This is a genomic window from Sporosarcina sp. AD_1, from assembly GCF_057373025.1.
In genome coordinates, this window is record NZ_JBPVIR010000013.1 from 24,974 (window position 1) to 45,165 (window position 20,192).

Below are 20,192 nucleotides of genomic sequence, written 5' to 3' on the forward strand. Positions count from 1 at the left end.
TCGTCGGCAGGAAGGGAAAGGTACATAGCATAGGGGGTGACAGAGTGGCAACACCTAGTATGGAAGACTATATCGAACAGATTTATTTACAATATGAGGCACGAGGAGAAGCGCGTGTTTCAGATGTCGCCGAAGCACTAGCGGTACTCCCTTCATCTGTAACGAAAATGGCACAGCGCCTGGACCGGGAAGGGTATCTTGTCTATGAGCGATACAGAGGGCTGGAGCTGACAGAGAAAGGAATGAAGTTCGGCAAGAAACTGGTTCACCGCCACGAATTGCTAGAACAGTTTCTGCGTCTGATCGGTGTTGATGAAGAGAATATCTACAGAGATGTGGAAGGGATTGAACATCATCTGAGCTGGAACGCGATGGATCGGATTACAGATTTGGTCGAGGCGATGGAGGAAGATGAGGAGTTTGTCCGCAAAATGAAAGAGAAGCAATCCACTTGACGGAAGGATCGGATACATTTGGAACAATTACAATCAGGTTATATTACGGCGCTAACAGTGCTGCGGAGTGAAGGGTCTCGCTGGGTGCTGGACGGGAACGGAACAGAGATCATGCTGAACGCATCCGAACTGGAAGCGTCTATTGAGGCAGGCGATCAGATTGATGTCTTTCTCTATAAAAATCGGCGCGGAGAGCTTGCAGCGACGGCAAGCATACCGAACATGACATGCGACACGTTCGGTTGGGCTCGTGTCATACGTTTGGACGAGAAGGAAGGCGCATATGTCGATATCGGCTCTTCCTTTGAAGTGCTTATTAACCGCGCAGATCTGCCACGGCTTAAATCACTTTGGCCACAAGTGAATGACGAATTGTTCATGACATTGCGCACGGATCTCGGCGGCACCATTTTCGGCAGACTGGCAACGGAAGAACGGGTCCAGGAATTGATTGCCGATGCGCCGGAATCGCTTCGCAATCAAAACCTGAAGGCGAGGGCATACCGCTTGCTGCCTGTCGGGTCGTTCCTGTTAAGCCAGCCGGAGCTTTATCGAATTTTCATCCATCAGACGGAACGGGAACACGAGCCACGTCTCGGTGAAGAAGTGGATGTCCGCATTATCGGCGTCCGGGATGATGGCACCTTGAACGGCTCATTATTGCCGCGTAAACAAGATCGGCTAGGGGATGACGCACAGGCCATTCTGGATTACCTAAACGAAGTCGGCGGGAAAATGCCGTTCGGGGATAAATCAACCCCAGAAGAAATCCAAGAAATGTTCGGCATCAGCAAAGCTGCTTTTAAAAGAGCGCTTGGGAAATTGATGAAAGAACGGCGGATCAGCCAAGAGGATGGATGGACCCATCTGAAGTGAGGGAACTTTTTTATATCCATATCGTACTAATCGATAGATAAGGAGGGGCACTGGTCTATGAAACGATTAACAGCGATCATGGCGGCAAGTTTACTATTTTGCGGGATGTTCATAACATCATCCGCGCAAGCTGAAAAAGCGGTGGATGAAAAATTAGGGGTACCGGTCGTCGTGTATGGCGCCAATCTGTCTGACGCGGAAAAAGAGAGCGTTAAGAAGAGCCTGAAGGTTGAAGAAGAAGCGGAAGTCGAAGAAATTCTCGTCGATGGATCCGATTTGGTTAAATATATTAAAGACGGCGATCCGAAGGCGCGTATGTATTCTTCGGCCAAAATTACGCGGAAAGATGCAGGGAAAGGTTTGCAGATTTCCATTGTCACGCCAGGTAATATTACGCAAGTGACGTCTGATATGTATGCGACGGCCATGTTGACTGCGGGCATCGAGGATGCGGTCGTAGAAGTGGCGGCACCAAAAGCGGTAACCGGCCATTCGGCGCTTGTCGGGATCTATAAAGCGTACGAGGTGTCAGGAGAAAAACTTGATACGGAACGGACGGACGTTGCGAACGATGAATTGAGCCTGGCAACGAAGTTTTCAGGTAATGGCATTGATGAGGATAAAGTCGCGGAATTGTTGACGGAAATTAAAAAACAGATTGCCGAAAACAAACCGGCTACAAAAGAAGAAGTTGAAAAGATCGTCAATGAGCAATTGAAAAAGTTGAACATTGAGTTGAGCGACGCGGACCGTCAGCTGCTAATTGATTTGATGGACCGTATTCGGAATTTGGATATTGATTTCAATAAATTATCTGAGCAGTTGAATGATATGGCGGCAACGATCAAAGAAAAACTGGGTGACATTGATCCTGGTTTCTGGGATAAAGTGAAGCAATTCTTCACGGATTTATTCGATTCAATTAAATCATGGTTCCAATAAAAGCATAGTAACAATTGATTGACAACGTTTTCTCTCCATCGGTACACTAGTGAAAAGGAGTGGTATGATGAGTTTTGAATTCGCGGAATTAGGCGGAGATGCATTTGCTTTTCAACTGAAGAAAGATGGTAAGATGCAGGCGGAAATTACGTGGACCATGCTCGGAGATGTCATGGTGATGGATCATACATTTGTTTCACAGGACTTGCGAGGGCAAGGCGTAGCGAAAAAACTGCTTGACCGTGCGGCGGAATATGCACGCGAGCATGAGTATCGGATGGAAGCGGTCTGCTCCTATGTCGTCACTGCATTTGAACGGTACAAAGAATACGAGGATGTAAAAGCATAATAAAAAGAAGGCGGTTCCCTTTTAGCGGAATCGCCTTCTTCTATGTCCGAAATGCAAAAAGTGACTGCATCATAATCCCCAAGCCAGTGTGACGAAGTACACAATACTCGTCAAGATGGATGCCCCTGCGACGGTATAAAGCATGTCCGTCTGAGTGAATGGTATGTTTTTACCCATTTCCATGCTCTCCTTTCGCTTCAAAAGGTGATTTTTCTACTAGTTGTTTTATACCCTTTCTCCGAAAATATGAAACGTTCTACCCGAAAAATAAAAAAAGCGAAACTTCCAGCGTTGGATGACGTATAATTGGTGTGCATAAACTTTATAAGAAGGAAGTGGAATCATGAATCGCACAGCGGAAAAGGTATTATCTATTATTGCGGTCGTCCTGACAGCCCTCGGGACCATCGGAGCATTCTTCGGCGTTGGCATTCTGAAATTAATTACGAGTGACCCGACGTTCAGAAGTGAAGTGGAAATGGAGCTTCTTAGTGATCCAGCCTTTACACCACAAGACGTGGAAATGTTCTTCAATATTTTCGATATTCTCGGCGGTGTTATCTGGCTGATTATCATCGCTTTACTGATCAGTCTAGTGCTGAATATCATCGGGATCGTCAATATTTGGAACAATAAAAACGCAAAATTGGCCGGGATCATGTTTATCATCGCAGGTTTGTTAGGCGGAGTACTTTCACTGTCTTCCATCTTGCTGTATGTGGCAGGTATCCTTTGCTTCACAAAGAAGCCGCCGCTTCAAGATGAGCCGATTATGGATTCGGCGTATAACGAAAACTCCGATACAATGCGACCACTATAAGACGGCGCTTTCCTCCAAAAGGGGGAAAGCGTTTTTTTGTCGTAAGACAATAAAAACGCCTCCCCGGGGAAGGAGAGGCGCAGAGTCCGATTATACAAGAATCGGTTCGTGTATATAATAAACATATTGGGCGGTTACGACTGGGAAACCTTCGAAATACTCATCGAATTCATCGAGCAGCTGAAAGCCTTGTTTCTCATAGAAAGCCCGTGCCATTTCGTTGCGGCCGTCGACGTAAACGAACAGCTGCTTGGCCGTACGCAGTGAATGGAGGGCATACTCCATCAGCTGTTTGCCAAAGCCTGCTTGCTGGTAATCAGGAAGTATGTACATCGCTGTCAATTCAGAATCTCCATCTTCATCCTCTTTCGTATAATTGAGGAATCCGATTGGTACACCTTCGCATTCGGCAATAAGGACACAAGTCTTTTCCATGCGTTTTTGCAACATGGCGTGAGAATAGGTGCGGGAAAGGAAGTTCAATTGAATGTCTTCCGGAATGATCCCTTGATACGTTTCATTCCATGTAATGCGTGCTATTTGCTGTACATGGCCGATATCTTCGGCCGTCATCGGTCGAATCATGTCACTGTCACCTCAGCAATCCTTTCTGCTATCATAACAAATAATAGATTCAGAAACTATGCTTGTAATCATAATGAAATAAATATTTCTTATTAGTCATGATAGGAAGGAAGAGTGAGAATATGGAGTGGAACTGCCAAATGCTTAGCCAGATGGATGGAAGAGAAGTATACGATATGCTGCGACTTCGTGTGGATGTGTTTGTCGTTGAACAATGCTGCGCCTATCCGGAGCTGGATGGACTGGATATGGAGGCAATCCATATTATTGGGAGAGATTCTCACGGCATTGCTGCCTACGCACGCCTGCTCCCGCCAGGCGTGAAATATGACGCGCCATCCATCGGAAGGGTGATCGTCCGGGCGGATCGGCGGGGGACCGGACTCGGCCACGAATTAATGAAAAAAGCCCTGGCCCGGTCTGCATCAGAATGGGCGCCTGGGCAAATCCGGCTGCAAGCGCAATTTCATCTGAAAGACTTCTACGAAGGTCATGGATTTGCAGCCATATCCGAGCCTTATGATGAAGATGGCATTCCCCATATCGATATGGTCTGGGAGGCTGGAGAAGACTCATAAGTTTTTAAATGCTTGGAATAGGGTATACTAGTTCTATAATATAACGATTAAAGATGAGGAGTGATCGGCATGGCACGAAAACGTGGAAATGGTTTATTGCTAGCGACTATCGCAGCAGGTGCATATGCGTATTTCAGTAAAAAAGAAAACCGGGATAAAGCCCAAGTCGCCTTTAATAATATGAAGACGAAAGTGGAGTCGTTCATTAATACGCAAAAATTGAACCGGTCCGATGCGACAAAACCTGGCCATTCGGATCCGTATGATTTGCAAGACAATAAAATGGTGAGTGAGGGCTCCCAGACGAGTGTCCATTACTATAACCAAGAAGTAGAAGATAAATCCAAAGAATCCGAGGAGGACGGCCTCTACCGGAAAAAGCAGACAGCTAATCTGACTGACACGGATTCCAAAACAGACAATCAAGACGAAACCAATTCGTCTGATACCAAAAAGGATGAATAACAAAGTACGCTTCCTGTAAAAAGGGGGCGTATTTTTTTATGGATACGGCCCAGATAAACCTTGCCAGAGCGGGAATGGACACGAGGAGGTGAATGATTTGCAGAAGGAGAGGGAAGATTCATTGGTATTGACGGCGGTTTTCCTGTATAATTTTCTGTAGCTTAAATTAGTGAAGGTGAATCTATTGAAAAAAAGAATTGGTCTATTCACAATATTAACAACCGCCGCCGTTTTTCTGAGTGGCTGTGCCGGGGTACAAAATCAGGAAGGCACATTTTATAATATTTTCGTCAAACCGATGGAGTGGCTCCTGCATTACTTAGGAGAGACGTTCAATGGCAGCTACGGCCTTGCCATCGTCCTAATAACCGTTGGTGTTCGTCTGATCCTCATGCCGCTGATGCTTAGAAACTATAAGTCCCAGCAAGAAATGAAAGTGAAGATGGATGCGCTTCGTCCGGAAATGGAAGACATTCAAAAGCGTCTGAAAGTGGCTCGTGAAAAGCAGGACAAGGACGAGCAGATGAAATTGCAGCAAGAGATGATGGGGCTATACTCGAAGCATGGCGTCAATCCTTTAAATATGGGCTGTCTACCGTTGATCATCCAGATGCCGATCATCATGGGCTTGTATTTCGCCATTCTTTACGCGCCGCCAGAAGTGAAAGATCACCAATTCCTCTGGTTCCAGCTCGGTCAACCCGATTTGATCATGATGTTTATCGCGGGTGCTGTTTATTTCGTACAGGCACGCGTATCTCTCTGGACAATGCCAGAGCAGCAGAAACAACAAATGAAATTGTTCATCTACATGTCACCAATCATGATTATGTTCATTTCATTCAAAGCAATGGCGGCATTGCCGCTTTACTGGACAATCGGTGGACTTTTGCTTGTGTTCCAAACTTACTTGGGCCGCAAGTTCTATTACAAAGAAGTCACGCCGGGTGCTGCAACAGAAGAAAAGAAATAAGTTGAAACTTGGCTGGAGAGCGATCTCCAGCCTTTTTGGAGGGATGGAAATTGAATGCTAAACGGGTATTGGGAATCGCAATTGCCATTGCTGCCTTAACGTCCCTATTTTTTATCATTAAACTGAATCTGGATTTTGCCATCTTATCGATGATGGTGTTGTTTGCGATGACCAATGCTTACCGAGCGGTGTCCTTCAAGAAACAGGGGCTGGAGAAAGAGTCCAGATGGATGCGCTGGCTGGCTATCGTTTTTGGACTGGCATTCTTCGTTATTCTTGTATTGATCATCACATAAAAAAAGGGCGATCTCTTGGAACCGAATTCCAAGGAGAACGTCCTTTTTCTTTGTCAGCGATCCAACTGTTTTCGGTTGGCCCATGCTATGGCCAGAGCAGGTACGGAACAGACCATCATTCCGAGGAAGGCGATGCCTGGCGACATGTCATACAACACGCCTGCCGGGAAAGTGAGAAGCGCTGTACTAAGACTCATAGCTACGGCTGCGTAAAAACCTTGGGCCGTGGCGATCTGAGTATGCGGCAGCCTCTTTGATAAAAACTGGATAAATGCGTAATGCGCCACCCCAAAAGACAGTGAGTGGAGTACTTGAGTCCCGATAAACACAGCTGTTGTCGGAAACAGGTAGATGAGCAGCCAGCGTGTAGATGAACCGATGGCCGCGATGATGAACATATTAGATACCTTAACGTTCTCCAGTAAGCGATCCGCTCTTGTGAAGAAAAGAATTTCAAAAAGAACCGCGATATTCAAGATGATGCCGATAAAAAAGCCGTTGACGCCAAGATCATCCAAAAAGATGAATCCGTAATTGTAGTAAGAGGCGTGGGCGCCTTGCAACAGAATGGCCAGGATGATGACGGGCAAAAAGCCGGATGTCTTGAAGAGTGCACGGAGGCCGGCATCTGGTTGCCGTACTGCGATTCGTTTTGGCATTGCATCCAAAACAACAGGACCGGTCCGCATGAAGAAAAGGACCATCGTGATCAAACCGCCAATCATTAAAAATAAGATGGCGCGCTCGCTCCAAATGGCGGTCGCTGCACCGACCAATAAGAGGGCAATCGTATAGCCGATCGAACCGAACGACCGGCTTTTCCCATAATGAATCCGTTCATGCTGCATAAGAACGGAAGCTCCGCTTTCGACTGCAGGTAAAATCATCGGATAGACCGCGCTGAACAGTACGGTGATAATGAGCAGCGGTACGTATGAGGAATCAGGTATGTATAGCAGGGTGAGCAACAAAGAAATAACCGCGGTCCATTTAATGACGCGTATGTAAAACAGCCTTCTTGTTAAGAAAGGGAAGACGAAAAAGGTAGAAAAGGAGCGTGCTATCATGCCGGCTCCCATGATGGCGCTGGCGGCTGGGACGCTTAATCCTTTTTCAATAGTCAGCCAGCCGGTCCAATACGGCAAAAAGATGCCCCATGTGAAAAAGAAGACTAGAAAGCTCATGGAAAGCCATCGTTGATTCATAGAAAAGATCCTCGCAATCCGACGTAACTGTAATAAAAAAATAGCACCAGGCCCACACATCCGAGAGAAATGATGATAGACTAGAAGAGGTGAACTTCACCCTATTTAGATTTTACATAGTTATCGCTACAGAAGGAAGGCAAATGATTAATGAACCGTAGAGCCAAACATAAAAAGAAGTCGAAACTGACATTGACGATTACGCTGACTTTGACAGCCATTCTAATGACGGCTGTAGTTGTCTGGATTGGGATAAATGACTGGGATCTTGAAAAAAGCCTGGAGCAGATCGGTGTGAAACAGGAAGAAGCACCGGAGACAGTACAAGAAGATTCAACGCAATTGGAAGAAGAACCGGCTGAAGAGTCAGGCGTGACCGAGGAAGAGCCGAAAGGCACAGAAGAAGCAGGGGAGCCAGAGGAAGTGAAGCCGGAACAGCCGGAACAGCCAAAGGAAGAGCCTGCTGAACCAGCTGTGCCGGCAAAACCAGAGAAGAAAGAGACGCAAAAAACGGAGTCTAAACCGGAAACGAAGCCGAATGCAACGAAGAAACCACCTGTGACGGATGATAACGGGTATATCGCAGGACAAAAGCTCCCTGACAAACCGACATACATTAATGGAATTTTGATTGCCAATAAAAAGTACCCGCTTCCGAGCACGTATGCACCAGGAGAAAGCAAGGATGCGAGAGCCGCATTTGATGAAATGGCGGCCGAAGCGAAACTGTCCAATATTAATCTGACGGCTTTCAGCACATACCGCTCCTATGATTATCAAGTGTCCCTTTACGACCGCTATGTGAAAAGAGACGGCAAAGCGGCCGCTGACCGCTACAGCGCGCGTCCCGGATACTCCGAGCATCAGACTGGACTGGCATTTGATATTGGGGAAGAGAATAATCAAAGCCACTGGGCTTCCTCCTCGTTTGGGGAAACAGAAGCGGGCAAATGGGTTGCCGATAATGCGCACCGCTATGGCTTCATCTTGCGTTATCCAAAAGGTAAAGAAGCGATTACCGGCTATATGCATGAGTCATGGCACTTCCGCTATGTTGGCAAAGACATTGCAACAGATATTTACAACCGTAACATCACCCTGGAAGAATATTTAGGAGTTAAATAACACAGAAAAGACCTCCTTGCGATAAATGAGCAAGGAGGTCTTTTGATTATAAAATCGGTGACAGCAAACGGGACACCGATTCTTTAATTTTGATGCCGCGGGATCGCTTCAAATACATGTCGTACGTCAATTCTGTAGATAATTGCATATCCTGTTCAAACAGCTCTGCCAACTCATGTGATTTTTCTCGATCGTAAATAAATGCGTTAATCTCAAAGTTCAGCTTGAAGCTGCGGACATCGATATTTGCTGTGCCGACCGTCGACAGTTCATCATCCACTACAATTTGTTTCGAATGGATGAAGCCGTTCTCGTAAATGTATACTTTGGCGCCAGCTTTCAACAGTTTGCCGACATTGGAATAAGTGGCCCAGTATACAAACATATGGTCCGGCTTGTTTGGAATCATAATTCGGACGTCGACACCTGACAGGCAGGCGATCCGCAAAGCATCAAGGAAACTGACATCTGGAATAAAGTACGGTGTCTGGATGTAAATATATTCTTTCGCCAGAAAAATCATCTTCAAATAGCCGTCTTTAATTTGCTCCCATTCCGCATCCGGTCCGCTCGAGACAATTTGCAGCCCGACGGATCCTTTGCGTGGAATGGCCGGGAATAAGCGTTCATCATAAATGATATTATGCTTCTCCGATGCCTGGTTCCAATCCAAAATGAAACGTGTCTGTAATGGATGAACGGCACTTCCCTCAATGCGGAGATGGGTGTCGCGCCAATAGCCGAAACGCTTGTTCAATCCGAGGTATTCATCCCCCACATTAAATCCGCCAACATAACCGATGCGGCCGTCGATGACGACGATCTTCCGGTGGTTTCGATAGTTTAATCGAGGATTGATAAGCGGCAGGATGGCCGGGAAAAAGGCGGCCACTTCTCCGCCTGCCTCGACGAGCGCTTTCAAATGCCGCACGTGAAGACCGCGCGAACCGATATCGTCGAATAGGACACGGACTTTCACGCCTTGCTTCGCTTTCCGGATTAATATGTCCATTATCCGTTTTCCTAACGTATCTAATCTTAGAATATAATATTGGAAATGAATATGGTCTTTCGCGGCTTCCAAATCCTTGATGAGTGATTCGAATTTGACGGCTCCGTCATTGAAAATCTGTACATCATTGTCCTGGGTTAAAACTGCATGATTATTGCGCAAATGTAAATAAATCATATCTTTGTAGTGGGCTGTATCATCCAGCCGGAAATCAAGAGTATCCTTTTCAATCGCCTCGATTTGATAGTTGATCAACTGATCAATTCCGATCTTATCTCGATCTTCCCAGCGGAATAGCTGTCTTTCTCTCAACTGCCGCCCGAGAAGCAGGTAGATGAAGAATCCGAAAAAAGGTATGAAAAATAATACGAGAAGCCATGCCCACGTTGCTGTTGGATCCCGCCTCTCCAAGAAGATAAGAGCGATCGCCAGGAATATGTTCAGGATCAAGATCGCCGTAACACTAATACTGATCAATTGAGCCATATGCGTCCCCCTTTCTGTAGAAATCCCCTAAGACACAGTATACCTGAAAATGATGGAATAAGAAGGCTATGAATCAATGCAAATGACAACTTTTCCACTGTGCTACGCTAAAACCTACTTGACTGATTGGTTTTAGGGGTTTATAGTAATTTTTATCATTAGATGTTTAGGAGGAAAAGAAGTTGGATACCCTATTGCTTTTAGTTAATATAATCGGTTTGCTTCTGCTGGTCGGTATTCTATATCGTATGCATCAGAAAAAGGTTTCGTTTTCAAAACGGGTATTTACCGGATTAGGGCTTGGGATTCTTTATGGCCTCATCTTGCATTTCGCATACGGTACGGACTCGGCCATTTTGAAGGATTCCATGCCTTGGTTTAATATCATCGGTACCGGCTATGTGAAATTGCTTCAAATGATTGTTATGCCACTTGTTTTCATTTCAATACTTGGAGCCTTTACGAAAGTAACAATCGGAAAGAACTTTGGTAAAACAGCGGCGACCATTTTAGGGATGCTCGTCGGAACTACGGCCATCGCCGCTATCATCGGTATTTCTGCTTCGTTAGTTTTTGGCCTCGACGCGTCGGATATTGTGCAAGGTGAAGCAGAAGCAACACGCGGTGCCTCCATTGAAGAAACGTCTGCTACTGTGGCAGATCGTGCGTTGCCGGAACAAATCATTGATTTATTGCCAGCAAATCCGTTTCAGGATTTAACCGGTGCACGTCCGACTTCCACGATAGGCGTTGTCATTTTTGCAGCCTTTCTCGGCTTTGCCTACTTGGCACTCGTTCGGCGAGACGAAGAGAACGCTACGCTTGTGAAAAAAGGAATTGACGCGGTCTACTCCTTAATCATGGGTGTCGTGCGCATCGTCCTACGCTTGACACCATATGGCATTTTGGCAATTATCGCACGGACGGTGGCGACTTCCGATTTTGGAGCTATCTACAATCTAGGTAAATTCGTTCTTGCTTCTTATGTGGCCCTGATCGTCATGTTCGGCATTCACTTGCTCATTATGACGCTATCCGGCCTTAACCCAATCACGTATGTGAAGAAAGTTTCGGAGGCATTGCTCTTCGCGTTTTCTTCAAGATCGAGTGCTGGTACATTACCACTTACGATTAAAACGCAAACCAACCGGCTAGGCGTGCCGGATGGAATTGCAAACTTTGCAGGTTCATTCGGTCTTTCGATCGGGCAAAACGGCTGTGCGGGCATCTATCCAGCCATGCTGGCTGTTATGATTGCGCCGACTGTCGGACAAAATCCATTAGAACCGATGTTCCTGCTCACACTGGTCGCCATTGTGGCCATCAGCTCGTTCGGTGTAGCAGGTGTCGGCGGCGGTGCAACATTTGCTGCGATCCTCGTATTGTCGGCATTAAACTTGCCAGTGGCACTGGCAGGTCTGTTGATTTCCGTTGAACCTCTCATCGATATGGGACGGACGGCGCTCAACGTCAGCGGGGCGATGACAGCAGGCGTGACGACAGCGAAAGTGACAGGAGAATTGGATAAAGAAACGTATAACGAATCACTGGATAATCAACCAATCGAAGCATAATCAAAATCCGCAGAAGGCACTAGGCCAACTGCGGATTTTTTACATCAGCTGCTCATATGTTTGGTGGACGGATTTTTTATAATGGGAATCAGGCAAGACAGAAATATGATCCCATGCACGCTGCGCCCATTCTTTTGCTTTTTCCATATCGCCCATGGCGGCATAGCTTCTCGCTAAGTAGGCTTCTCCTTCGTAGAAAAGTGATAAGTCGATCGGGTGTTTAATGTAACTCATCACATTCACCTGAAGAAACGATTCGATAGACTCCTCGTATCGGCCGACGCCAAATAAAGCTTTGCCTTTTTCCAAATAGGAATATGGGCTATCCATATCATCTGGATGGAAAAAGGATGCGGAGTATTGCTCAATGAGGACGAGGGCTTTCTCGTACTCGTGATGATAGGATGTTAATCGATGGACTTCCAGGAATCGAGTGAGCTCCAGTGGTTCCTCGTCATCAATGAACCTTGAGTAATGGATTAATTTATTGGTATATTCTTCTAATTTATCCTCGTCGTATGACATGAGAGCCTGAATGGCAGCAAGTCGATACAAATGATCCACTTTATAAAATACTTGTTGCTCTTTCGAATATTTTATAGCCTGTTCCATCACGTCCGTTGCGGTTTCTGAGTCACCGACGGCAAAATGCAAGATCGCTTCATGATAGTCTAAGTCGATACGGGTCATCGGCTCTATATAGGAGTGTGTCGACTCAATATATTTGCGTTCTTTCAGCATGGTAGTCAAAGCCCCGGTGTAATCGGAAACAGCGAATTTTGCCATGGCTCGAAAAATACCGACTGCTGCCCTTCGGTACATAATATGTAGATCCTCGTAAATAGCCGCTGCACGATCTGTATAGACATACCAGCTTTCGTCTTTTTCGAAATATAGAGATCGGCCGAACAAATCTAACAGCCGGGCGGATTCATAGTTCTTCGTTAACTTTGGCATAACAGGTTCAATTAGTTTTATAATCTGCTTGTGCTCATCGGTTACTTCATCATATGGCACATGATATAGAGCATCCGCTTTTTCAATTATCCTTCTCAATTCCACCGCATTATCCTCTTCCAATAACACAGCAACATCAACTTCCAAGCGTGAAGCGATATACATCAGGCTCTCCATCGAAGGGTTCGCCTTATTGTTTTCAATCAAGCTCAGCATGCCCTTCGTCAGCTGATCGCCAGCCAATGCTTCTAATGTCATTTTACGCTGCTTGCGCAATGTGCGTATACGTTCTCCGAGTGTATCGATCAGGCACACCTCCAAATTCTCATTCATATAGTTTAATTATATTAAACTTTTGCTTGAAAGGGAAGAGGGAGCGTGTTATGATTTGTTTAATAAAATTAAACTTTAATAAATGGGGTGTATGGAATGGATCAAGCAATGAAACTGAAACGTGCTACTTATCATATGTGGACCTTTGTAACGAGTAAGATGATTTCTGCATTTGGTTCACAAGTGTACGCATTTGCGGTCAGTTTTTACATTTTACAGTTAACGGGGTCTGCTACGAACTTTGCCATGAATCTTATTTGCGGGATCTTGCCGCGAACGCTGATCGCTCCGTTCGCAGGCTATGCAGCGGATAAGTATTCAAGAAAGGCGATTGTCATTGTGGCGCAAATCGCTTCGACTCTTGCCATTGGGGGATTGCTGGCGGTCAGTTTGACTTCTGGGCTCTCACTGATTGCAATTTACGCAACGACGGTTGTGTTATCGTTGGCTTCGACATTTTCATCGGTAGCGTTTAGTTCGTCCATTACGGGGTTGATTGACGAAAATCGGATCCAACGGGCGATGTCCTTGAACCAGATGTCCGTTTCTTTCGCAGCAATCGGGGGGCCAGCAGTCGGAGGGATTCTATATGGAACCGTTTCAATGAACACGTTCTTGATCGTATATATGGCAGCTTCCACAGTGGCAATCTTGCTTGAATCTACTATGAATTTCAAACTATTTGCGAATCGGAAGGAAAAGACGGAAGAAGAACAGAAAGAAACAATGTGGCAAAGCATGAAAGCGGGAGTTTCTTATTTACGGCAACATTCGATTCTCATGTCGATCATTTGGATCTCCTTATTCATCAACTTTCTGCTTGGCGCATTCCAAGTCGGCTTTTCTTTTATCTTAATTGAAAAGCTGAAAATGGTTTCCACGCGCTTCGGTATGGTGGAAGGGGCGGCTGCGATAGGGATGTTGCTCATGTCCGTCTATTTCTCGGTGCGCAAAGAAGTGAAATATCCGCTGCGCGTATCAAAATGGGGAATTGTCGTATTTGGAATTTTGCTCATGATTGTTCCTTTGCCTTTGCTCGTGAGCATGCATCCTAACGTCTTTTTTGCTTACTATCTGGTTGTTATCTTCAGCTTCGGTGTCAATATAATGATAGTCAATACACCGATGCAAGTTATGTTCCAGAAGATAATCGACGACGATTTCAAGGGGCGGGTATTCGCATTGCTTGAAACGATGGCAATGGCGCTCATGCCGCTCGGTGTCGTCATCTATGGTTTCCTATATGATTTCGTTCCGGCCCAATGGATTATGATCGTTTCAGGCGCCATCTTAATCGGGGTTGTCCTGTTCATGGCGCGTCCATCTGTTATTCGGAAGGCTCATCCAGAACTTGCAGAAAAGAAAAAGGTGAAAGTAAACGTAGCAACAGAACAGTAATTCAAGGGGGAATGGGGAATTGTTGAAAATCGCAGAAGAGATCGTACACATTATGCAGAATGATTATGCAGGCTGTTTGGATAAAAAGGGATGGGACGCACCAGATGCCTTTCTGGAAAACGTGAAGAAGGAGCCGAACCTTACATCAAAGGAATTTCTCGATCTGGTGAATGATTACTTGCTTGATTTCAAAGATAAACACCTGTATATGATAGCGGATGGGGAACAGGTAGAGAAACCGAAAACCCGGGGATTCAGTGTCAGGCGTTTTGAAGATGCGCTCTACATCACAAAAGTAGATTCAGATAACAGATTAGTTCCAGGCATGCGTTTGATTTCCGCTGGGGGAATGAGCATTCCCGAATTACGGGAGAAGCATCGTCGGCTGCTGTCCGAGAACCATCCGGAGCGGGAGAACTGGGCGCCGATTCTATTGCAGTATGAAGAAGGTGTAGTAGAAGACATAGAAGGGAATCAACAGCACATTACCTTTCAACTGTTTGAAAGGAAGCCATTTGTGCCTGAATATTCACTTCGCCGTCTAGAGCAGGGACCCGTGCTGCTGACGATGACGGACTTCGCCAACCCGGATGCGATCGCTAAATTGGTGGAAGAGCATAAGAACCTGTTGGAAACGGCTGAACAATGGATTATTGATGTTCGGGTCAACAATGGGGGAAGTGACGCGAGCTATTTCCCGCTATTACCGTATTTGGTGCCGGAAGAGGGATTGGAGTTTGGAGATTCCGATGAAACCATGATATTTAATTGCACGGAGGCGAGCTGCGACCGAGTTGTTCAGGACCTCGATAAGGAACTGGACAACGTGGAAGATGAACATTTCCGGCAGGTCTTACACATCATTAAACGGGAATGGACACGGAATCGGGGGAAAGGCTTCGTCGAGTTTGATTTTGGTGGCGCAGTAGAGAATACATTTGTCAAAGGCTTAAAGAATCCAAAGGAGATTATTGTGCTCACTGATAATACATGCGGCAGTGCTGGGGATTCTTTTGTGGAGCAAGTTAAAAAAATGAGCAAAGTGACAGTCATCGGCCGGGCGACACTTGGGGTGAATGATTATGCAAATCTCGCTTCTGCAAGTTGGAATGGTTTTACACTGATGTATCCGACCTCCCGGCTTTCCCGGATCGATAAAGGAGAGGGGATGACAGGCGTTGGCATCACGCCACATATTCATATCCCTTGGACGCCGGATCATATTGCAGGTGACCCGGACCTAGAGCAGGCATTAGCCATGTTAAAATGTGCGGTTGAATATTAATTACGGAATAAAAAAGACCGCCTGGCATGAACCTGATGCCGGCGGTCTGTCTTTAATTTGCGGTTGCTTCGATGGATCGAAGTGACTTAATTGATTTACGGAATAGGACGATCCAGACAATCGAGAGGATGGCGAGACCCGCGGAGATAAAATAAATATCGCCGTTCATGCGAGTGAGCAACCATGCAAACAGGATGGGTGCAATGATTCGTCCCATATTATCCATCGAATAGGTCATACCCGCTGCCGTGCCGTATTTGCCGCCTGATTCCTTGGATGTTAAAGAAACGAGCACGGTACGTGACAAAGCATTCCCTGCGGTGAACACGCTGAGCGAAAAGCCGGCCCAGAATAGGCTGGAGGTAAACGGAATCATGAGCAGCCCGATCGCCGTCACAATCTGCGCCCCTAAAATCCACTTCGCCTCGCTGCCATTTTTCACCCGACGTACAACGCCGCCTTGAATGGCCGCGTCCACAAAACCGCTCGCCATGAACAGATAGCCCACTTGCTTCGGCGTAATATCGATTTTGGAAATCTGGAATAACTGGAATGTTGATTCAATGCCAGCCAGTATTAAAGTAACCATGAACGACAGCAGAAACAGATTGCGAATCCGGTATTGCCATAACACGAGCCCGCCTTTTGGCAGGAGCGCACGTTTATTTGCCTCGCCTAGGCGTTCTGGCTCTTGCAAGATGATACTGGCATAAATCAGGATGACGAGTGTCAGGATGCCAGACGTAAGGAATGGCGTCTGCAAGCTAATATCCCCAAGCACTCCGCCGAGAGCCGGTCCGAAAATGAAACCTAACCCGATTGACATGCCGAGAAAGCCCATATACTGGTTTCGATTCTCTTCTGTCGTCATATCCCCGACAAAGCCGGTGACTGCCGTATAAAGGGCGCCTGAGAAAATACCGCCGACAATCCGGGATACATACAAGAGGGCCAAGTTATCAATGAATAAAGCAAAGAGAAAGAAGCTCAAGCTGAATCCGACCAACCCGACCATAATTAATTTCTTCCGGCCTGTCCGATCGGATAAGGAACCCCATAACGGTGCCGTGAAAAACGAAGCGAGCGAATACACGGTCAACAGCCCGCCAACATGGACTTCGGACAACTGCTGCTGGACAATCACTTCAGGAAGAACAGGAATGATGATCCCGAACCCCAGATAGACAAAAAATTGAACAGACATTAAAAGTACAATCGATTTTTTCATGAAAAACCTACCTGCTTTCCACACAATTCATACAGTCATTCTACTCTGGAACGCATCCATACACAAAGAATATCGCCTATACTATGGAAAAGGATCCAATGTAACTGACTGCATACTTGGAAAAAATTAAAACAGGAGACTTTATCGGCTCCATGTATAAGACATTTACAAAAAACCTAAAATTGTAACATAATTGAAAGATTTAAATGTGCCAAGGAGTGGTATGATGGAGATAACGATAAAATGGAACAATTTTCATTCATCCAGTGAAACCTTCCATATGATAAACACGTCTAAAACAGTAAGCAGAAAGGTCGAGGTGGAAAGATGGCTAAAGATAAAGTTGACTTGAAAAAGATCATCTCCAATTTGGCGAAACTCGGTGTGTCGGCTACCGTGACGAAATCCCGTCTGGATATGCTGAAAGCACTCGCGCCACCCATACAAGACCCGCATATACAGTCACAGTGAAAGAAAGCAGTCTGCTTCGAAGAGAAATTCGAACAGGCTGCTTCTTTTTTGATTTCCCAAATAATAAAACCGGCTGCCCTAAGACAGCCGGTTCCTCAATCATCATCATTCGAACTGAACATATACGTTCGATGATGGAACTTCATACTGAACACAAGTCCGATGGCCAGCATATTCCCCATGAGCGAGCTTCCGCCGTAACTGATGAAAGGAAGCGGGATACCCGTGATCGGCAATAGCTGAATCGTCATTCCAATGTTCTCGAACACATGGAAGGTGATCATGGCGATGATGCCCGCACAAATATACGTACTGAAAGGGTCTTTTAATTCAAGTGTGATCTTCGTCATATGATAAATGAGGAAGAAGTATAGACAGATGACGACGCTAGCGCCGATGAAGCCCCAGTCCTCGCCAATTACACTGAAGATGAAGTCGGTATGGCTTTCCGGCACATATACTTCCCGGCCTTGATAGCCTTTCCCGAAAATCTCACCTGAGCCAATTGCATTCAGCGATGTGATCAAGTGGCGGCCCTCGTCAGATGCATAGGAATATGGATCAAGCCACGTATAAATCCGCATGAACTGATACTTTTGGAAGCCAAGCTTGAAAAGGAAATCTTGCGCGTAGAGCGCCATCCAAAGCATTGCTGTACCGAGGGATACCCCGACTGCGAAAATCGGGAGGATGATCCGCCATGTAATGCCGGCAACGACAATCAGTGCGGCCGTGATAGCTAAAAATACGAGACCTGTCCCAAGGTCAGGCTGCTTCATGATGAAAAATAATGGAATGAGCAGAAGGCCGAGTATTTTCCCGAGCAGCAAGAAATCGCTTTTTATCGTCTTATCCAAATATTTTTCATGGTGCTTCGTAATCATCCGTGCCAAGCCGATAATGAAGAACGTTTTCATGAATTCGGCAGGCTGGATGCTACCGACACCTGGAAGGTGGAACCAGCTTTTTGCGTTATTTCGCCGTGCCACAAGCTCCATACTCTCTGGCAGGACATATAATAATGCCAGGAGGAAGACGCCGCCTCCATAAATGATCCATGCCGCTTTCTTGTATTGCTCCGGTTCCAAATACATCGTTAAGGCGATAATAACGGCCCCCACCGCATACCATTGAATCTGGGAAGGGATGAAGTTGATGTTATATTGGCCGGTTGTCTGTGCGGATGAAATGGCGATGAGGCTGATCACGCCAAATAATAGAAGTATAAAGGCCAAGGTCCAGTCAAATCGGTCCGATGGTCGATTATCTAATTTCATATGAAGTCACCTTATTAGTAGAGGATAGAAAACCTAAGAAATTATTATACAGGAATTTCTTCGACAAATGGCAAATGAAATTTTTCCAATGGATTCACACATCATCTTCTGAATCGAACATATACGTCCGGTGATGGAACTTAATGCTGAAAATCAGACCGATGGCGAGCATATTGCTGAACAGGGAACTGCCCCCATAACTGATAAAAGGCAAAGGGATTCCCGTAATTGGCAGCAGCTGAATATTCATTCCGATATTTTCAATGACGTGAAAGGCAATCATAGCGGTAATGCCTGTGCACACATAGATGCTGAAAAGATCCTTCAGCCCGAGCGCCACTTTCGTCAAATGATAGATCAGAACGAAGAACAGTGTAATGACAAGGCTGGCACCTATGAATCCATACTCCTCGCCGATGACGCTGAAAATGAAATCGGTATGATTCTCGGGAATATAGACCACTCGTCCTTGAAAGCCTTTGCCGGTCATCTCTCCTGAGCCGATCGCGGTCATTGCCGTGATGAGATTATACCCTTCATCGGACGGATAAGAGTAAGGGTCCAGCCACGAATACACACGCTTGAATTGATACCGCGAGAAACCGAGTGTCTCTTCCATGAAGTCTTGTGCATATAGAGCCATCCAAAGCAAACCGGCTCCCAGTGCAGCACCTGCTGAGAATAGAGGCAGGAGAATCTTCCACGAGATGCCTGCAACGAGGATGATAGCCGCCGTGATGGCGATGAAGACGAGAGATGTCCCTAAATCCGGCTGCTTGACAATAAAAGCAAGCGGCAGTATGAGGACGATGGCGATTTTTCCGAGCAGGAGAAAGTCAGATCGGAGTGTCTGTACTTCATTCTTTTCATGATGGGCGCTCACAAGCCGTGCCATCCCTAAGATGAAAAAAGTTTTAATGAATTCGGAAGGCTGGATTCTACCGATGACAGGCAAGGTGAGCCATCTTTTCGCCCCCATCCGGACTTCTGCAATCTGCCCTTCACCGCCCGGCGCAACCATCAGAAAAGCCAAAAGGCAAACACCGAACCCGTAAAGGATCCAAGCAATTTTCTTATATTGATCGGGGTCGAAATACATGGCCATGGCGACAATCAAAGCTCCGCATACATACCACCGAACTTGCAAGAGAGAAAAATTCGCGGCGTATTGGCCGGATGTCTGAGCTGAGGCGATCACGGTCACGCTAATGATACAAAACAACAAAAGAATAAAGGCAAGCGTCCAATCAAAACGGTCCGCAGGCCTGTTTGAGAGCTTCACTGCATTCACCTTTTCTACAATTCCTATTTCCGGATCAACACCTACTATTCAAAATCGTTGATAAAAACAGGGTATCTATCAGTATAGCGTACCCGTTTACTTGATTCATATCAAACTATTGGACGAAACGCCCCCTTGAAAGTTGCAAGGACATAGAGAAGAGTTCCTATTGTGGGATAGTATTTTAATGATTTGTTCATGAGCGAATTAATTCATGGTA

21 protein-coding genes are annotated in these 20,192 nt (G+C 46.0%); 14 read left to right on the top strand and 7 right to left on the bottom strand.

The genetic code is table 11. The features are described 5' to 3' along the window. Positions 1-44: 44 nt before the first annotated feature. The 5 genes from mntR to ACSW3C_RS18955 all read left to right on the top strand — a co-directional run bounded on the left by mntR (position 45) and on the right by ACSW3C_RS18955 (position 3,442). Complete coding sequence (gene mntR, locus ACSW3C_RS18935; RefSeq protein WP_238079220.1) at positions 45-455, top strand: transcriptional regulator MntR; 411 nt, start codon at positions 45-47, stop codon at positions 453-455. An 18-nt stretch (positions 456-473) separates the two neighbouring features. Next, positions 474-1,331, top strand: a complete 858-nt coding sequence (locus tag ACSW3C_RS18940; RefSeq protein ID WP_486564505.1) for a CvfB family protein — start codon at positions 474-476, stop codon at positions 1,329-1,331. Between the two features lie 105 nt (positions 1,332-1,436). Then, positions 1,437-2,273 (top strand): DUF1002 domain-containing protein, encoded by an 837-nt coding sequence (locus ACSW3C_RS18945; protein WP_486564547.1) that lies wholly within the window; start codon positions 1,437-1,439, stop codon positions 2,271-2,273. Between the two features lie 67 nt (positions 2,274-2,340). Continuing rightward, on the top strand, positions 2,341-2,622 hold the full coding sequence (locus ACSW3C_RS18950; RefSeq protein WP_238079218.1) for a GNAT family N-acetyltransferase: 282 nt from the start codon (positions 2,341-2,343) through the stop codon (positions 2,620-2,622). 343 nt (positions 2,623-2,965) lie between these two features. Next, positions 2,966-3,442 carry a DUF4064 domain-containing protein gene (locus ACSW3C_RS18955; RefSeq protein ID WP_486564507.1) on the top strand — a complete coding sequence of 159 codons (477 nt, stop codon included), beginning with the start codon at positions 2,966-2,968 and terminating at the stop codon, positions 3,440-3,442. A 90-nt stretch (positions 3,443-3,532) separates the two neighbouring features. Here ACSW3C_RS18955 and ACSW3C_RS18960 read toward each other — a convergent pair whose 3' ends face one another. Further along, positions 3,533-4,027, bottom strand: a complete 495-nt coding sequence (locus tag ACSW3C_RS18960; protein ID WP_238079216.1) for a GNAT family N-acetyltransferase — start codon at positions 4,025-4,027, stop codon at positions 3,533-3,535. A gap of 122 nt (positions 4,028-4,149) precedes the next feature. Here ACSW3C_RS18960 and ACSW3C_RS18965 point away from each other — a divergent pair, with 122 nt between their 5' ends. The 4 genes from ACSW3C_RS18965 (at position 4,150) to ACSW3C_RS18980 (ending at position 6,339) form a co-directional block, all read left to right on the top strand. Further along, positions 4,150-4,605 carry a GNAT family N-acetyltransferase gene (locus tag ACSW3C_RS18965; protein ID WP_486564509.1) on the top strand — a complete coding sequence of 152 codons (456 nt, stop codon included), beginning with the start codon at positions 4,150-4,152 and terminating at the stop codon, positions 4,603-4,605. Positions 4,606-4,674: 69 nt separating this feature from the next. Further along, the gene (locus tag ACSW3C_RS18970) at positions 4,675-5,070 is read left to right on the top strand and encodes a hypothetical protein (RefSeq protein WP_486564511.1); all 396 of its coding nucleotides are present in this window, start codon (positions 4,675-4,677) and stop codon (positions 5,068-5,070) included. A gap of 184 nt (positions 5,071-5,254) precedes the next feature. After that, a complete protein-coding gene (gene yidC / locus ACSW3C_RS18975; RefSeq protein ID WP_486564513.1) occupies positions 5,255-6,043 on the top strand; it encodes a membrane protein insertase YidC in 789 nt (262 codons plus the stop codon). A 50-nt stretch (positions 6,044-6,093) separates the two neighbouring features. Further along, positions 6,094-6,339, top strand: a complete 246-nt coding sequence (locus tag ACSW3C_RS18980) for a hypothetical protein (protein WP_486564515.1) — start codon at positions 6,094-6,096, stop codon at positions 6,337-6,339. Between the two features lie 53 nt (positions 6,340-6,392). Here the strand turns inward: ACSW3C_RS18980 and ACSW3C_RS18985 are convergent, their stop codons facing one another. Next, positions 6,393-7,544 carry an MFS transporter gene (locus ACSW3C_RS18985; RefSeq protein ID WP_486564517.1) on the bottom strand — a complete coding sequence of 384 codons (1,152 nt, stop codon included), beginning with the start codon at positions 7,542-7,544 and terminating at the stop codon, positions 6,393-6,395. 150 nt (positions 7,545-7,694) lie between these two features. Between ACSW3C_RS18985 and ACSW3C_RS18990 the strand changes: the two genes are divergently transcribed. After that, positions 7,695-8,669: a M15 family metallopeptidase gene (locus ACSW3C_RS18990; RefSeq protein WP_486564519.1), complete on the top strand. Its 975-nt coding sequence runs from the start codon at positions 7,695-7,697 to the stop codon at positions 8,667-8,669. Positions 8,670-8,715: 46 nt separating this feature from the next. Here the strand turns inward: ACSW3C_RS18990 and cls are convergent, their stop codons facing one another. Continuing rightward, the gene (gene cls, locus ACSW3C_RS18995; RefSeq protein ID WP_486564521.1) at positions 8,716-10,167 is read right to left on the bottom strand and encodes a cardiolipin synthase; all 1,452 of its coding nucleotides are present in this window, start codon (positions 10,165-10,167) and stop codon (positions 8,716-8,718) included. Between the two features lie 248 nt (positions 10,168-10,415). On the opposite strand from cls, the gene ACSW3C_RS19000 reads away from it, so the two are divergent. Then, entirely contained in the window at positions 10,416-11,741 is a 1,326-nt protein-coding gene (locus tag ACSW3C_RS19000; RefSeq protein WP_486564549.1) for an L-cystine transporter, read from the top strand. Positions 11,742-11,780: 39 nt separating this feature from the next. On the opposite strand, the gene ACSW3C_RS19005 is transcribed toward ACSW3C_RS19000, so the two are convergent. Next, a complete protein-coding gene (locus tag ACSW3C_RS19005) occupies positions 11,781-13,013 on the bottom strand; it encodes a helix-turn-helix domain-containing protein (protein WP_486564523.1) in 1,233 nt (410 codons plus the stop codon). 114 nt (positions 13,014-13,127) lie between these two features. Between ACSW3C_RS19005 and ACSW3C_RS19010 the strand changes: the two genes are divergently transcribed. Beyond that, complete coding sequence (locus tag ACSW3C_RS19010; RefSeq protein ID WP_486564525.1) at positions 13,128-14,429, top strand: MFS transporter; 1,302 nt, start codon at positions 13,128-13,130, stop codon at positions 14,427-14,429. 19 nt (positions 14,430-14,448) lie between these two features. Further along, on the top strand, positions 14,449-15,714 hold the full coding sequence (locus ACSW3C_RS19015; protein WP_486564527.1) for a S41 family peptidase: 1,266 nt from the start codon (positions 14,449-14,451) through the stop codon (positions 15,712-15,714). A gap of 52 nt (positions 15,715-15,766) precedes the next feature. On the opposite strand, the gene ACSW3C_RS19020 is transcribed toward ACSW3C_RS19015, so the two are convergent. Next, positions 15,767-16,942, bottom strand: coding sequence for an MFS transporter (locus ACSW3C_RS19020; protein ID WP_486564529.1), 1,176 nt, complete (start codon positions 16,940-16,942; stop codon positions 15,767-15,769). Between the two features lie 327 nt (positions 16,943-17,269). On the opposite strand from ACSW3C_RS19020, the gene ACSW3C_RS19025 reads away from it, so the two are divergent. Then, complete coding sequence (locus tag ACSW3C_RS19025; RefSeq protein ID WP_184212283.1) at positions 17,270-17,413, top strand: Lmo0850 family protein; 144 nt, start codon at positions 17,270-17,272, stop codon at positions 17,411-17,413. Between the two features lie 95 nt (positions 17,414-17,508). Here ACSW3C_RS19025 and ACSW3C_RS19030 read toward each other — a convergent pair whose 3' ends face one another. Both ACSW3C_RS19030 and ACSW3C_RS19035 read right to left on the bottom strand, forming a co-directional pair. Beyond that, on the bottom strand, positions 17,509-18,690 hold the full coding sequence (locus tag ACSW3C_RS19030; protein ID WP_486564530.1) for an FtsW/RodA/SpoVE family cell cycle protein: 1,182 nt from the start codon (positions 18,688-18,690) through the stop codon (positions 17,509-17,511). Positions 18,691-18,784: 94 nt separating this feature from the next. Beyond that, positions 18,785-19,972 carry an FtsW/RodA/SpoVE family cell cycle protein gene (locus ACSW3C_RS19035; RefSeq protein WP_486564551.1) on the bottom strand — a complete coding sequence of 396 codons (1,188 nt, stop codon included), beginning with the start codon at positions 19,970-19,972 and terminating at the stop codon, positions 18,785-18,787. Between the last annotated feature and the right edge of the window lie 220 nt (positions 19,973-20,192).

Excerpts from the sequence above, each read along its gene's own strand:
- ACSW3C_RS18945 (WP_486564547.1), top strand. The coding sequence starts at position 1,437 with ATGTTCATAACATCATCCGCGCAAGCTGAAAAAGCGGTGGATGAAAAA.
- ACSW3C_RS18990 (WP_486564519.1), top strand. The coding sequence starts at position 7,695 with ATGAACCGTAGAGCCAAACATAAAAAGAAGTCGAAACTGACATTGACG.
- ACSW3C_RS18960 (WP_238079216.1), bottom strand. The coding sequence starts at position 4,027 with ATGATTCGACCGATGACGGCCGAAGATATCGGCCATGTACAGCAAATA.
- ACSW3C_RS18970 (WP_486564511.1), top strand. The coding sequence starts at position 4,675 with ATGGCACGAAAACGTGGAAATGGTTTATTGCTAGCGACTATCGCAGCA.
- ACSW3C_RS19025 (WP_184212283.1), top strand. The coding sequence starts at position 17,270 with ATGGCTAAAGATAAAGTTGACTTGAAAAAGATCATCTCCAATTTGGCG.
- ACSW3C_RS19020 (WP_486564529.1), bottom strand. The coding sequence starts at position 16,942 with ATGAAAAAATCGATTGTACTTTTAATGTCTGTTCAATTTTTTGTCTAT.
- ACSW3C_RS18965 (WP_486564509.1), top strand. The coding sequence starts at position 4,150 with ATGGAGTGGAACTGCCAAATGCTTAGCCAGATGGATGGAAGAGAAGTA.
- ACSW3C_RS18955 (WP_486564507.1), top strand. The coding sequence starts at position 2,966 with ATGAATCGCACAGCGGAAAAGGTATTATCTATTATTGCGGTCGTCCTG.
- cls (WP_486564521.1), bottom strand. The coding sequence starts at position 10,167 with ATGGCTCAATTGATCAGTATTAGTGTTACGGCGATCTTGATCCTGAAC.
- ACSW3C_RS18950 (WP_238079218.1), top strand. The coding sequence starts at position 2,341 with ATGAGTTTTGAATTCGCGGAATTAGGCGGAGATGCATTTGCTTTTCAA.
- ACSW3C_RS19000 (WP_486564549.1), top strand. The coding sequence starts at position 10,416 with ATGCATCAGAAAAAGGTTTCGTTTTCAAAACGGGTATTTACCGGATTA.
- ACSW3C_RS19010 (WP_486564525.1), top strand. The coding sequence starts at position 13,128 with ATGGATCAAGCAATGAAACTGAAACGTGCTACTTATCATATGTGGACC.
- ACSW3C_RS19030 (WP_486564530.1), bottom strand. The coding sequence starts at position 18,690 with ATGAAATTAGATAATCGACCATCGGACCGATTTGACTGGACCTTGGCC.
- ACSW3C_RS18985 (WP_486564517.1), bottom strand. The coding sequence starts at position 7,544 with ATGAATCAACGATGGCTTTCCATGAGCTTTCTAGTCTTCTTTTTCACA.